The organism is Halobacteria archaeon AArc-dxtr1, from assembly GCA_025517425.1.
Taxonomy (GTDB): Archaea; Halobacteriota; Halobacteria; order Halobacteriales; family Natrialbaceae; genus Halostagnicola.
Genome location: JAOPJY010000001.1, coordinates 518236 through 533120 on the forward strand (window position 1 = coordinate 518236; position 14885 = coordinate 533120).

At 61.9% G+C, this 14885-nt stretch carries 8 protein-coding genes; 5 read left to right on the plus strand and 3 right to left on the minus strand.

Annotated elements, in window-relative coordinates; genetic code table 11:
* Positions 1-248: 248 nt before the first annotated feature.
* Positions 249-1841 carry an alkaline phosphatase family protein gene (locus OB905_02725; protein ID MCU4924899.1) on the plus strand — a complete coding sequence of 531 codons (1593 nt, stop codon included), beginning with the start codon at positions 249-251 and terminating at the stop codon, positions 1839-1841.
* 197 nt (positions 1842-2038) lie between these two features.
* Entirely contained in the window at positions 2039-3835 is a 1797-nt protein-coding gene (locus OB905_02730) for a PAS domain-containing protein (GenBank protein ID MCU4924900.1), read from the plus strand.
* A gap of 99 nt (positions 3836-3934) precedes the next feature.
* On the opposite strand, the gene OB905_02735 is transcribed toward OB905_02730, so the two are convergent.
* A complete protein-coding gene (locus OB905_02735) occupies positions 3935-5260 on the minus strand; it encodes a hypothetical protein (GenBank protein MCU4924901.1) in 1326 nt (441 codons plus the stop codon).
* 492 nt (positions 5261-5752) lie between these two features.
* Between OB905_02735 and OB905_02740 the strand changes: the two genes are divergently transcribed.
* The 3 genes from OB905_02740 to OB905_02750 all read left to right on the plus strand — a co-directional run bounded on the left by OB905_02740 (position 5753) and on the right by OB905_02750 (position 11390).
* A complete protein-coding gene (locus OB905_02740; GenBank protein ID MCU4924902.1) occupies positions 5753-7543 on the plus strand; it encodes a hypothetical protein in 1791 nt (596 codons plus the stop codon).
* Between the two features lie 353 nt (positions 7544-7896).
* Entirely contained in the window at positions 7897-8838 is a 942-nt protein-coding gene (locus tag OB905_02745) for a hypothetical protein (protein MCU4924903.1), read from the plus strand.
* Between the two features lie 446 nt (positions 8839-9284).
* Positions 9285-11390: a right-handed parallel beta-helix repeat-containing protein gene (locus OB905_02750; GenBank protein ID MCU4924904.1), complete on the plus strand. Its 2106-nt coding sequence runs from the start codon at positions 9285-9287 to the stop codon at positions 11388-11390.
* Positions 11391-11475: 85 nt separating this feature from the next.
* On the opposite strand, the gene OB905_02755 is transcribed toward OB905_02750, so the two are convergent.
* On the minus strand, positions 11476-13455 hold the full coding sequence (locus OB905_02755) for a methyltransferase type 11 (protein ID MCU4924905.1): 1980 nt from the start codon (positions 13453-13455) through the stop codon (positions 11476-11478).
* Between the two features lie 432 nt (positions 13456-13887).
* Entirely contained in the window at positions 13888-14484 is a 597-nt protein-coding gene (locus tag OB905_02760; GenBank protein MCU4924906.1) for an ArsR family transcriptional regulator, read from the minus strand.
* Positions 14485-14885: the final 401 nt, after the last annotated feature.

Sequence of the window (14885 nt, forward strand, 5' to 3'; positions counted from 1 at the left end):
ACCCATTGTTATGCTCGCCTTGCGGGCACCGTCGGTGTCTCGGACGCGGTTGTGGTGGCCGGCTGCAAACGCCAAAACCGGGTGGCTGCGTCCGAACGAGCGCAATCAGCCCGGTCACTGCTTCGTGACGGTCACGGGCGGCCGACCCTCCCGTGTTCGGATGGATTTCTGCCCGCAATACGCGTATAACAAAACCGGTTCCCGCCGACTCTCCGGCGACGAACGAGAATGCGTCTTCCTACAAACACATGAGCAGAGCTACACACGCGTCCGAACGAGCGTTCGTTCTTGGCCTCGACGGGGTACCGTGGCGACTCATCGAACGATGGACTGACGCGGGCGAACTGCCAAACTTCCAGCGACTTCGGTCCGAGGGTGCGGCGGGCCCCTTAGAAAGTACGACGCCGCCGACGACACCGCTGGCCTGGCCCTCTATTGCGACCGGCGTCTGGCCGGACAAACACGGGATATACGGCTTCCAGAACCTCTCGTCGGAGTACTCACACGAGATGTACACGAGCCGGGATCTGAGCCAGCCCCCGCTGTGGGAGTTGCTCTCACCAGCCCACGTCGGCAACGTCCCGATGACGTATCCGGCCAGTGAGATCGACGGGACGATGGTCGCGGGCATGATGACGCCCTCGACCGATCGCGAGTTTACTCATCCACCAGATCTGAGTGATGAGATTGCAGAGCGGATTCCCGACTACGAAATCGGGCTTGAGTATCCGGAGTACGCCGACCGGCTCGACGACTTCCAGGTCGCCGTGGGCGACATCTTGGCGAAGCGTCGTGAGCTGATGCGCCTGCAGATGGAGCAAGCGGGTGATGACTGGTCGCTGTTTTTCTTCGTCTACACCGCGCCGGACCGCTTCCAGCACCTCGTCTGGGACGAAGACCGCCTGTTAGAGCACTACCGCGAACTCGACGAGATGCTCGGTGAGGTGATCGAGTACACCGACGAGCACGCGGCCGACCTCTACGTCGTCTCTGACCACGGGTTCGGGCCGATCGACCGGCTGATCTACGTCAACCAGATCTTGGAGGAAAACGGCTTGCTGCACCGTCGCGAGGACGACGGCGCCCGCAGCGCCTTCTCGAGTCTCGGCATCTCTCGGGGCGTCGTGAGGCGCGCGCTGAACCGGGTTGGAATCTCCGAGGAGCTACTCGTGACAACGCTGCCGCGGCGCTTGCTGGACTCGGTCGCCGAGCAGATTCCGGGCGATCACGCCCTCTACGACGTCGACTACGAGCGCACGACCGCGTTCGTCCACGACGCCGGGAACTGCTACGTCAACGACACCAAGCGCTTCGAGAACGGGATCGTCGAACCGCGAGACGTGCCAGACGTCAAGGCCGAACTCACCGACCTCTTCGAGTCCGTCACCGACGACTCCGGACAGTCCGTCCTCAACGTCTTCGACGGCGACGAGCTGTTCCCGAACGATCCCGACTCGCCGGATCTCGTCGTCAACGGAATCGACGGCTATGAGTCCCGGAACGCGATTACCGACGAACCCTTCGGCGACACCGGTTCGACGACGGCCAGCCACCGCAGTTCGGGGATCATGCTCTGTCGCGGTCCCTCGATCGACGCCGGGGCGAGCCTCCGGGGCGCGCGCGTCGTCGACGTCGCGCCGACGCTGCTCCACGGCATCGGCCAAGCCGTCCCCGCAAACGCCGACGGGCGCGTCCTCTTCGATGCGTTCCGGACGGACGCACCGCCATCCGGAACGAAAGTCGAGCGCCGCGACGTTAGCCGCCTCGAAGGAGCCGACGACGTCGACGAAGACTTCTCCGACGTCGAGGACCGGTTGAAGGGACTCGGCTATATGGAGTAACGGTAGCTCGGCACGAGTTCTTCATCCGCGGCTGAGAATGTCACATCGGGCAAGCGACACGGGCGTATTCACCGCTTGGATCCGTCTCAGTCAGGGTCTTCGAAGAGGCAGCTGATTGACCTCCTCTCCATCCCGATGCGCTGGTTTTGATCTCTCCCGCATATTTATCCATCTTGTATGCGAACATGTCCCAAACGATGGCACGAATGTACTCCTCAGATGAATCGATCACTGTTCTCCACGTCGATGATGAGGCGGAATTCGCAGAGCTGGCTGCCACCTTTCTCGAACGAGAAGCCGACCAGCTGACCGTCGACACGGCGATGAGTGCAACTGAGGGGCTCGAACAGCTTTCTGAGGGCGATTTCGACTGCGTAGTCTCTGATCACGATATGCCTGGCCAGAGCGGCATCGAGTTCCTCAAAGCCGTCCGCAATACGCATCCTGAGCTTCCGTTTATTCTGTTCACCGGGAAGGGGAGTGAGGAGGTCGCCAGCGACGCGATCTCCGCTGGCGTGACTGATTACCTCCAAAAGAAAGGGGGGACGAGCCAGTACGCGGTGCTTGCAAACCGTATCAAAAACGCGGTTGAACGCTACCGGTCACAGCGGGCGGTCCAAGCGGTCGAACAGAAACTCACACAACTTGCAGAGCGAACTGATCACGTCCTCTTTATGTTCTCCGCTGACTGGAGCGAACTGATCTTCGTCAACTCGGCGTACGAGGATATCTGGGGACAGTCCGTCGCCGATCTCCGCGAGGATCCGAAGCGATTCTTGACGCAGATCGTTCCGGCGGATCGAGAGACGGTGGCTCGTTCGATGGAGGAGATCTCTAACGGCGAATCTGACACCGTCGAGTACCGCGTTGAGCGAGCTGACGGCGATCGTCGATGGGTGCGAGCGGAGGCTAAACCGATCTTCGGAGAGGGAGGAACTGTCGTCCGCATCACCGGCATTGTCCGAGATATCACCGATCGAGTCGAGTACAGACAGCAACTGGAGACGATGCTCGATAACCTCCCTGGGTACGTCTATCGCCACTGGAACGAACCCGGGTGGCCCTTGGAGTTCGTCAAGGGCTCAGCCGAGGCCGTGACTGGGTACACAGCCGAGGAACTCACACAGGAGGTTGGCCTCGCCGAGAAGGTCATCCATCCAGACGACCGAGAGGATGTGCACTCGAGAGTTGAGCACGGGCTCGAGGAGGACGGAAGCTACGAACTCACCTATCGAATCATCACGAAGACCGACGAAGAGCGGTGGGTCTGGGAACGCGGGCAGCTCATCGAGGAGCCTCTCAGCGGAGAACTGAAGCTGGAGGGATTTATCACCGATGTCACCGACCAGAAAGAGCGGGAGCGAACGCTGCGGCGACAGACGCAACGGTTAGACGAGTTCGCCAGCGTCGTCTCTCACGACCTTCGGAATCCGTTGAACGTCGCCACGGGCCATCTGGAACTTGTCGAAGAGGACTGCGACAGCGAGCATATCGAACCGGTTGACCAAGCTCTCACACGAATGGATGCTCTCGTCGATGATCTCTTAACACTCGCTCGTGAAGGAGATCCGGCACGCGAGCCTGAGCTGATCGATCTCGAGGACGTGTCCAACCAGTGCTGGCGGAACGTTGAGGACGATGACGCGACGATTCGCGTTCGAACTGATCGAACGATCAAGGCTGACCGCAACCATCTCAGACAACTCTTGGAGAACCTCTATCGGAACGCCGTGGAACACGGCGGGACGGATGTAACGGTAACAGTTGGTGAACTGGATGATGGGTTCTATGTCGAAGATGACGGCGTTGGCATCCCTGAACACGAACGCGACAACGTACTAGAAACGGGATACTCAACAGCCGAGACTGGGACTGGCTTTGGACTGACAATCGCCAAGCAGATGGTCAACGCACACGACTGGGACATCGGGATAACCGAGGGAGAAAACGGCGGTGTTCGGGTCGAAATTACCGATGTCGATTCGGCTGGATAACGACGGTACTCTCAGTTGGCGACCGCCTCGCAGCCACCCGATCTCATCCTGGCGGCTGTTGTACATCCTGACCTATTCTCTGTCTCGTAGAGGCGTCTCCTACCCTCGAACCCGTCCCGCACCTGCCTTCGCACCGCGCCAGACCGGATACAGCGCGTTGTAAACAGCCGTCGGCGTGTGTCTCGCACCCGCGCGCAAGAGGCGGTGGTGCAGCGGGGAGCCGGACTCAGAGACCAGTTCGTCCAGGTCGACCTGATCGAGCCAGGCGAAGAACGCGGCTTCATCCGGGCCGTCGGGCTCCGTCTCTCGGATACGGTTGCGAATGTCTTCCCACATATACCGCTCGTCGTCGCCGAGTTCCCATGCGCTCCGTTCGAACGCGCTCCGGATGTGTTCGTAGTCGTCCGTCTCGAAGGGGTAGCCGTGACGGTTCGGGTCGAGCCCCGCGAGCCGGAGACCGACGGCCGTCCGGTAGCACTTCTCGCAGGTGCCGCAGTTGCCGTCCAGGCGCGCGTTGCAGGTCTGTAACTCGAGTTCGTCGCCGGTCTCCTCGACGTAGTCGGCGATCAGGTCGATGCGCTCCTGGCGGGTCAGGTCGTAGCAGTCGTGGTGACACCGGGTGCCGGCCCAGCGAACCGACTCGTCGATGTCCGGGCGCGAGCCCCACTCTAAGTCGATTCCCTCCCAGTGGGTCGCCGCCACGTAGAGGTCGTCCATTCCACGGGCGTAGGCCATCGGCGCACAGAGTCCCAGCAGGCCGAGCCCGTGGCCGACGGAGCTGTACCAGGCGCCGTCGACGTAGCGCTTGTAGTGGGCGAGCAACATGGGGTGGGCCAGAAACGAGAGCATGTTCGACTCGACGAACGCGGTGTCGAGATCGTGTTTGTCCGCGAACCGCTCGGCACGTCCGCGCAGTTGATCCCACTTCTCGTCGTCGGCCGCATCGGGAGAGACGGTCCAGCCGCGGATGCTGATGAGCGTCGGCGCTTCCTCGCGCCGGCGGACGTACGAGGAGGTCGAGTCGACGCCGCCGGTAAAGAGCAGGCCGCTCTCACCGGATTCGACCGACGCGTCGCCGCCGTCGGACAACGGCTCCGGATCAATCGTCTCGCGCGCGTAGAGGGTTCCGCCCTCGAGGAAGTCGTGCATCGAACAGAGCACTTCGTTGACGTCTTCGAGTGCCGCTGCGAACGTCGCGTCGACCTCCTCGACGTAGACGTCGGCGCCGCAGGCCCAGGCGACCGGACAGACGTGTGCGAGCACCGGGATGACGAGGACGCCGTCGGGAACGTCCTCGATCGAGACGTCGTAGTTGACGCGAAATGGCTCGTCGGTGATGAACCGCTCGAGATCGCCCGACGCTTGGACCGTACACTCGAGGGTAGACGCTTCGGCCGTGATTTCGTCGACGATGAGTCGTGACATGCGAAAGGTAGCGGGCCGGTCGGCCCACGGGGTGTGCGCCAGCACCACGAGTCCGTACAAAAATGGTTCGAACCGTTGACTCTCTGCGCAAACCGAACACGACGCGTAGCATCCCTCTGCAGTCCGACAGGCGGATGCTACCTGATACGAGTCCGTTCGATAGACCAGTTTGGCCGCGTTTCGTCACCGTCGCTTCGAGGGGACAGTGGTGGACTGTCTGCTCGTTCTTCGAGTGGGGAGACTCTCTCTTCCCTTTTCGAGTGGGACTGCTCTCTCTTCCCTTCCGCAGTTGACGCTGCCTAACCGGACGAACTATCTGTGAGAATACGACACACTGGTCGACGACACCACTGACAGGCGCTGCGTACCTCCACGGCCGTCAGCATCGGTTCGGAGGTATGATCTCTATAACAAACCGGGTATCGGAGGACTCACCCTCAAGATGGGTATCGAGACTGGAGGATGCATCGACGTCGTCACCGGCGGGGTTCGATGAAACGCGTCGCTCGTAACCTAGTGTTGGCGGCTGGCTATCTCGCCGTCGCCATGGCAATTCTCGTCGCCAGGGCGAATCCGGCCTCGAACTACGAGATTTCGATGTACGCGTCGACGCCGACGTTGACGTGGCTCGGAATCGGACTGGCGTTTGCGATCGCCGTCAGCGCCGCATTGCTCTGCCGCGGGCGGGTGCAGGCGGCCGCAATCGGGCTCGGTGGACTCGCAGTTACGACGATCGTGAGCATGTCGCTCATCAGAAATTACCGGTTCGCCGGGCTGGGTGACGCACTCACTCACCTGGGATGGACCCGAGACCTGCTCGATGGTTCGATGGTTCCCCAGGACCTCTTCTACCCCGGCCTTCACACGGCGGCGAGCGTCGTTCACCTCCTCTCTGGGATTCCGGTCGAGCGGGCGATCCTGTTGCTGGTGGTGGTTCTGTTCGTCCCGTTCTTGCTGTTCGTCCCGCTTACGGTTCGAGACCTTTCGGGAAGCGGGTTGGCGGTCGGGATCGCAGCGATCGTCTCCTGGTTTCTCCTACCGATCAACAACGTCGGCACACATATGGGGGCACACACGAACTCGAACGCCCTCTTTCTGGTTCCCGTCGTGCTCTTCGCGGTCGTCGCCTACCTGCACCGCGGCGCCGGGGACGACCGGCTTCCGTTTGGTCTCTCGCCGTTTACTGCCCTGATCCTCGTCAGCGGGCTGGCGCTGTTGCTCGTCCACCCACAGCAGATGATCAGTCTGGTCGTTCTGCTCGGCGCCATCGCGGCCGTTCAGTACCTGGCGAGCTGGCGCTTTACAGAGCACCCGATTCTCGAACACCCGACGATGTACGCGCACACGCTCGTCCTCGGTGCTGCCGTCGGGGTCTGGTCGCTTTCCAACGAGCGATTCCGGGGCGCGATCGAGGGGCTGCTCACCGGTCTGGTCACGGAGGACGTCGGCGGGGGCGCGACCGTCGAGCAGCGTGGCACCTCCCTCACTGAGATCGGCGGGAGCTTAGGCGAGTTGTTCGTGTTGATGTTCTTGGAGGCCGCGATCATCGGGGCGATCGTCGCGCTGTTTATTCTCGCCGTCTGGCTCGGATTCGCCCGGCCGGATCGGCAGCTTCGAGCGTTCACTACCTACTTCGGAATCGCGCTGTTCCCACTCGGGGTGATGTTCGTCGTCTACTTCGCCGGGACGCCGACGATGGCGTTCAGACAGGTGGGGTTCATCTACGTCCTGCTGACGATCCTCGCAGGGGTCGCGATCGCCCACGCTGCCGGCGGACTGTCGAGGCTGACGACGCCCTCGATTTCTTCCGCGTTGGTCGCGACGCTGCTTGCGGCGTGTCTCGTCCTCGGCGCGATCACCATCTATGCGTCGCCCATCATCTATCAGCCCAGCCAGCACGTCTCCGACCAGCAGATGGATGGCTACCAGGCCGGATACGCCTACTCCGACGAGGAGCGCCCACACCTCGGCCTTGGGTTCGATCCCTACCGGTTCGACCACGGCATCAACGGCGTCGAAGAAGAGAGTCTGACGACCACCCCGTTCGCCACCGGGACAGTCGATCCAGAGACCTTCGAGGAGGGTAACTACAGCGGCAGCTACGAGGGCCACAGCTACTACCTCTTCCTCTCCGAGTTCGATACGAGCCGGGAGCTAGACGTCTACCAGGAACTGCACTTCTCGTCTGAGTCGGTCGAGAACGTCGAGCGAGACCCAGCTGTGAACAAAGCGGTCTCGAACGACGAGTTCCGAATGTACGCGGTGACGGGAAGTGACGTCTGATTGTGCGGGTTCGGACAGGCGCCTGACTCTCACGTCAAGTCGGTCGGGATCCTCCTGAATATATTGACCGTCAATCTGAACCACAACGTCGCCGCTGGCGGTCGCTGGATACTCGACGCACTCTCGGTACTCAGTGGTTATTCGTTTACAGCGTATGATTGAATCATCGTTTTGGGCACTCAATATCCCCTTTTCTACCAGCAGCAGCCGTCTATAGTGCGATTTCGAGCACTCACTCGAACTGTACTGTCGTTACTTCGGAACGGGACTGTCTCGTACAGATATTACTCAGTTAATTTAACTCGCTACGACAAGGAAAAGTTTATGGCTGTAAGCCCGGGTTTCCCATATGCATGGCGCAGAACCCCCGTCCTACCGAGGAGGATGCTCCTACCGAAATCGCACGTAATACCGGATTACCCCGCCGCTCGTACCTCCGCTCGCTCGCGGCGGTCGCGACGGCGACGCTCTCACTGGGCGCAGCCGGCTCGGCCGCGGCCGACGACGACTACGAGGTCATCGAGGCCGACGGTCAGAACATCGTGATCGACGACGGCGAGACCTGGGAGCACAAGCTCATCGATATGACGAGCGGCGGCGACATCACCGTCACCGCCGAAGGAACCGACTGGACGATCCGAAACGTCGGTTTCTACGGCGAGAACACCTCCGGGACGGGCTCTGCGACCCTGGCCGTCGCGGACACTGGTGGCGCGACCAGTACGATCGAGAACGTCTATCTCGGCGACGGCTCTGACGACCGAAACGGAAGCAGTACCGGGCACGGTCAGACCGCAATCTGGGTCAATCCCGACCATTCGGGGCACCTGGACATCTCGAACGTAAACATCCAGAACTTCGCGGACAACGCGATCTACGGTTCGGCCCCCGGCGGTTCCGGCGGCGGCACGGTTCACATCGACAGCTCCTTCGCCGCGAACTGCTACGTCTCGCACTTCCGCGTCGCGACTGAGGGGAGCGCGATCACGAACTCGAGCGTCTACGTCGACGACGAGGGCTACGCCGGACGTGGGATCTGGGCCTGGGCGCCCGGCACGATCGAGGTAGACGGCTGCCAGATCGAGATGAACGGAAACCACACCGCGATCGACGCGGGTGCAAACGGCCAGGGAACGACGGTGCAGGTGACAGATACGGACTACGACGAACAGGGTGGGATTACTGAGGAGGGCGGCTCGACGGTCGAACTCGCCGACGATGTCGGCACCGACCCCGAAGCTATCCGCCCCGATGGTGTGCCCACGTCCGCAGAGGACGCAGCGGCCGGAAACTGACACAGTCTCGACGACAAAACCAGCGGTCTGCAGCGCCGTCGGTCCCCGCTGGCGGCTTTTCGTTCGGATAGCGGCCCTCCCCACGCCGTTTTTTGCGGCTGTCGCTTGCTGATCGAGAAATCACTTCCGACAGCGCAATCGCGATGCGTTAGCTATGGCTGTCTATCACGTCTGACCGGCTCGGTACCCTCCGACAGTTTGCTTGCAGGTTGACTTCGCCCCACGCGTGCGTCCAAACCGATCCCGAGTAATTCGTTCTTACGGCGGTAATACAGTATTACCACCGCTGAGTCGGTGGTATTCAGCAGCCGCCACGAAATATATGACTTCCTGAATAGTCTGGGATATTTTTGACCAATTATGTTCTGTAAATCCATACTATCTGTAAATTTTAGCTATGGGGGAGGAGAAAGGTTTATACAGATATCGTCTGATTACCTGATTGCATGGCACGCGAACCTTCGGTACTGAACAACGACGAATCGGGCGACATCGGCCACGAGAGAGCCAATACGAGCGGTAATGGTGGATTACTCCACCGGCGATCGTATCTGAAACTCGCGGGAACCGCGACGGCCGCCGCCGCGGTCGCGAGTGCGGCCGGCTCCGCGGACGAAGACGAGTACGAGGTCTGGGAGGCAGACAACTCCCGGTACTTCATGGACGAAGGCGAGACGTTAGAGAACGTCATCATCGACTTCTCGAACGGTAACTGGTTCCAGATCCAGGCGACTGGCGTCTCGAATTTCACGATCCGGAACGTCGCGTTCGTCGGTACGCACCGCCACGACGAGCACGCGATCATCTTCTCGTGTTCGGACGAGGGACTCATCGAGAACGTCTACATGGGCGACGGCTGCGTTCGGCCAAGCTCGTACTCCTCGCACGGACAGTGTGGGATCTTCGGCCACAACTCCCACTCCGGACACGTGACGATTCGCAACGTCAACGTCCAGGGCTGGCCCAACAACGGGATGTACACCTCGTCGGTCGCACGCTCGGGCGGCACCGTCTCCATCGAAGAGTGTTACGGCGCGAACAACTACGTCTCGACGTATCGGATCGCCGACGGCAGTGAGGTCCGCGACTCCGTCGCGTACAACGACGGAGGGCGGTACTCCGGGCGCTGTCTCTGGGCATACGATCCCGGCACCTCGACCTGTGACGGTTGTAACTTCGACTCCGGGCCGTACAACACCGCGGTCATCGTCCGCGGAAACGCCACGCTCAACCTCTCGAACACGACCTACGACAGCGCGAGCGGCAACATCAACGGCAACGGCGGGAACAACGCGAACGGCGGCGCCGATCTGACGCCGCCCGAGGGCGTCCCGATGACCGCCGAGGAAGCCGTCAGCGCCGAGGGCGGCAGCGGCGGTATCACGTCCCCTCGATCGTTCGAAGACGGAGAGGGAGGCGAACCCGAAGACGATTGGGATCACGTCTACACGATCTACGCCGACGAGGACGTCGACTACTACTTCGAAGCCCAGGGCGACGTCGAATTCCGAACCGGCGGCGGCAACGGCGTCATCTGGGACGAGGGGCCGTCGAACACGCTCGCGGGAACCATTCCCGCCGGCGAGTTCCACGCAATTCACCACAACGAACTGGTCGCAGACGTCGACCTCTTCGGCGAGGCTCACGCCTTTACCGACACGTACAGCTCGGATCTCTCGATTTACCCGCGCGACTTCGCGTCCGATGGGACGTGGAAAGCCGACGTCGACATCCACGACCACTACGGCGACGAATCCGACCTGGAGAACGTCATCCTCTTCGACGGCGAGGAGTCGGGCGCCACCCGATACGAGTTCGTCGTCGACGGCGACGTCGAGAAGTCGACCTACGAGGGCGCCTCGATCGACGACGAGGACGTCATCGAGGACGACCTGGTCCACGGTGTCGTCGCCGACTGGCGCGATGCGTTCCGATTCAGCGGCGATCTCGAGCAGCTGACCGTCGACGGCCCGGGGACGGTAACGGTAAACGGCGAGGAAGTCGATCCATCGGAATACGGCGAAGATCTCCCACACGTCCTCACGATCGAGGGGCGTGGCGTCCCAACCAGCTACGAAATCACCGTCGACGGCAGCATCGAGCTCGTCGACGTGGAGAACCCTGAAGACGACGCGACGACGGTCTCGGGATCGACCGCCCAGAGCTCGATCACCGACGGCACCCAGGAGTTCCACTTCTCTGGTGCAGTTACCGACGTGACTTTCAGCGACGGCAAAGCCGCCGTCTTCGTCGACGACGAGGAGGTAGATACCTCAGAGTACGGCGACCACAAGCTGTTGCCCCACGCGATCGTCGTCGACGGCACCGAGGCCGAGGGCGCCAGCGCGTACTCCTTTAGCACCAGCGGCAAGGTGATCAAGTCCGATCACCTCGATGCGTCGATCGACGACGAGGACATCATCGACGGGCGAGCCGTCCGCGGTGTCGTCTCCGGCTGGCTCGACGCCTACTGGTTCGACGGCGACGTCGAGGACCTGCTCGTCCTGGGCGACGCATCCGCACACGTCCTGTACAACGCTCGAGATCAGTAACTCGGTTTAGATTGGAGCCCTCGAACGGGATCCCGTCGGGGTTCAGAACTCGCGCATATTTGTTTCGTCTTTTGACCTACCCTCCTCACTCGAACAGCGCCGCGTTTCGCTGATTGTAGAGGAACTCGGCGACGTGTGCTCTGTTAGCCATTCGTCCCGAGTAGGTACTGGTCGCGTCACAGCGCCAGTCTAGACGCAGTCGGTGGAGGTAGACCGCAGGAAGGGAGACGGCGACCGTTCGCAACGGGATGTCGACCGCATCGCAGTAGTGTTCGAGACAGTCCCGTGCTCGGTCGGCGTGTTCGGTTTCCGCGTGGAGTACCTGCCGAACCCCCGCGTAGAAATCGTCACCGGCTCGCGCGGCCGTATCGAGTAAGAGAAAGCCTGCGTCGACGACCGGCGACGCCGAGAGCGCGCCGTACTCCCAGTCGATCACGCTTGTCACGGAGTCTCCCTCGACGTAGATATTCTGCGCGAGAAAGTCGCCGTGGACGGGGGTCTCGAACGTCTCGACCGGCTCGGAGATAGTCGGCGGTTCGAGTCCGGCGGGTGCAAACCGCAGCGATTCCTCGACCTGTTCGGGAGATCGGGTGATCCGTTCGCCACCGCACGCGTGCTGGAACTCGATGAGCCAGTCGAACCCGATCCGTAACACGCGTTCGAACGCGTCCGGATCGCCCCCCATTTGGCCGCCAAGCGATCGCCCAGAGACCGGCTCTTCCCGTCTGCAGGCGCCGAACGACGAGGTGATTTCGACGCCACTGGGGAGTGTGTCCGCGAACGGCTCGTCCCTCGAGCGCAACTCCTCTAGCACCGCGTTCTCCCGTCGGGAGAGGGGCTCGTGGGCCCGTCGGTTTGGGACTTTCCAGACGGCCGTCGGACCGTCGTCACCGAGTTCGAGGACCACAGATCGCGACCGGCCACTGATCAACATCGGCCGGGTAAACGTCGGCGACGGCTCTCGTCCCACCGAGTGGGTCGAAGACGCCGGACTGCGTTGCTCGCGCCCGTCCAGCGCGGCGACATCGTGGGAGTGGGGGTCTTCTCTCCTGTCGTCACCATCCCGCTCGTAGACGACCAGATAGCTCGGCAGGCTCCGTTTCAGGAGCCCGCACCGATCCGCCAGCGAGAGGAGCAAGCGACCGGCCGATCCGGTCTGTGACCGGTCGTCGAACACGAACTCCGAAAGTGTCCGGACGGCGTCGGCGTTGTCGACCGCAAACGCGTACAGCGGTCGGGACGCCGACGGAACGAGCGCGTACGTGGTCGTACGCTCGAAGTCGAATCGCTCGCCGAGCGTCTCGAACCCACTTGGTGTCGTCGGCCGGAGTCCAGTCACCGAGGGCGACGGAGACGTTCCGCCGTCGATCCCAGCGAGTCGCGGCAGTCCCAGCGTGCGGGGCCAGCCGTCGACCGTCGTCAGGATGGTCCCCCCCTCGGCCAGGTACGGTTCCAGCGCCGAGAGCAAGCCACGAAGTCCGCGGTCCGTGGCCGTCGCGTCCGCGACGATAGTATCGAACGCGCCGCCGGAGAAGGGGAGTTCGTCGACGGTCGTGTGTACGGGCACGACGTCGCCTGCGCTCTCGAAGTCGTCACGGGCGGCAGTCACGCGCAGCTTCGAGAGGTTGGGATCGACGGCGTAGACCGTGTCCGCGAGTTCGGCAAGCAGCATCGATCGCCGCCCGAACCCGGCAGAGACGTCGAGACAGCGGCCGGTTACCTGCTCGGTGACGAGCATCCGCCAGGCATCACGGCCGGCATCGAACAGCGCCGACCGCACGCTTTGTGTGTCAGATCGCCCGTCGTGCCACTCCTCGGCCGCCGCTCGTATGCCGTGTTGTTCGGTGAGCAGCGCGAGCTCTTCGAGTCCGTCCGTACGGGCGTCTTTCTCCGCCGAGACCGGGACGAACGAGACGATCTCGTCGTGTTGTTGGCCGGACCGCCCGCACCGGGGGCAGCTCAGCGACTGGGGCGTAAGCGCCACGGAGCAACTCGGACAGGCAAGCAACTCGACGCCGTCTGACAGCGATTCCTGGTAGTCGCGTTTCAGTGTTTGAATGGACATCGTGTAGACTACAGCGGCCGGGAAACTGCCGCTCAGTTCGGCTCACCAGCGTACAGCCGGCGAACGTGACGGTCCTAACAGCTAACGTATCCACTCCCGTGGTCCGTTTCTCGGCGTATCGTTATTATACGCCTACCAGTCCAGGAATCGTGTGGCGGGCAGGCGACGATCGGCGCACGACTCGCCCGATCGGCTCAGAGACGCGTCGCTCCGAACTGTCAGAGTGGCTCCCGTCGCTGGAACAATTGCTGGCACGCGAACTGCTCCGGTACTGATGACGAGTCGGGAGCCGGTCGACAGTACGTGACCGGTCCGTAAAAGTGCTTCTCGAGTGCACGTGCTGGGGACTCTCGGACACTGATGCTCGGATCGGCAGAGAGATCTCTGTCGGCAGGCTATGTCAGGGGAATGAACGTCACCTCGACGCGTCGATTACTCGATCCGGGACAGCAGTCCGTCGATGGACTGCTGTGCGCGGTGATTGAACAGGACATGAGCGAGCGAGAGAGCACAGAACGCGACCACGATTGACGCCGCAATCGCGACTGTTGGGGCGATCGAGAACGGCGGGATGCCGAGGAATGCACCGCTTAGAAGGCCGAGACCGATGACGCTGAGCCCGACGTAGAATCGGTCCCACCGATCCTGTCGCTGGTTGTCGGTATCGAGATACATCATCAGCAGGTCGGCGTTATCTGAGAGTTCGATCAACCCTCGGTCCTGATCGTACTCGACGATCCCTGCGTCGTCCATCTTGGGTAAGTGCGTCTGGTACAGGGCGACGTAGACGCGCTTTCGTTGATCCGAACTCAACGCGTTGACCTCGGTATCGTTCTCCCAGGCGGCGATCTGTTCGGCCAGCTCGCCGAGGGTTACCGTTCCCTCTGCCTCGAGCAAGTAGACGAGCACTTCCCGACGGCGCCGATTCTTCAGGAGCTCGAAAATGACGTCCTTCGAGAGCCGTTTTTCGCGATCGGAGTCGGTAACAGTCGCGATCTCCTCGGGGAGAGACGCGTCTGCTGAGGCCATTATTGGCCGCCTCCACTGGAAGATCGACGAGGGCAGTTGTTCGACCCGACGTTACTCGCATCGATCGGCAACCCGTCCTGGATCGATGACCGGGAGATCGCAGTCACAGTTGACTCACCAGTTTGTAGGCCAACGGTGATTCTCTTAAATACGGCCACGTTTCGCAACCGCTGCAACGGGCGTACGGAGCCGCTTCCACACGGCAGTTCGTCGCCACGGCTGACGGTCGGTCGAGCCGACGTGTGGGGCGATTCGAACATCGACATGCAGGCCGTCCGGCAGTTTTCTGACCGCCTGCCCGAGATGGGAATAACGGAATAATCTGTGGGGAAGAGGGGCTGAAGCGCCGGAAGTGGTGAGTTCTGCAACACGGCAATCTGCCGGACGTTCGATGGCGCGAG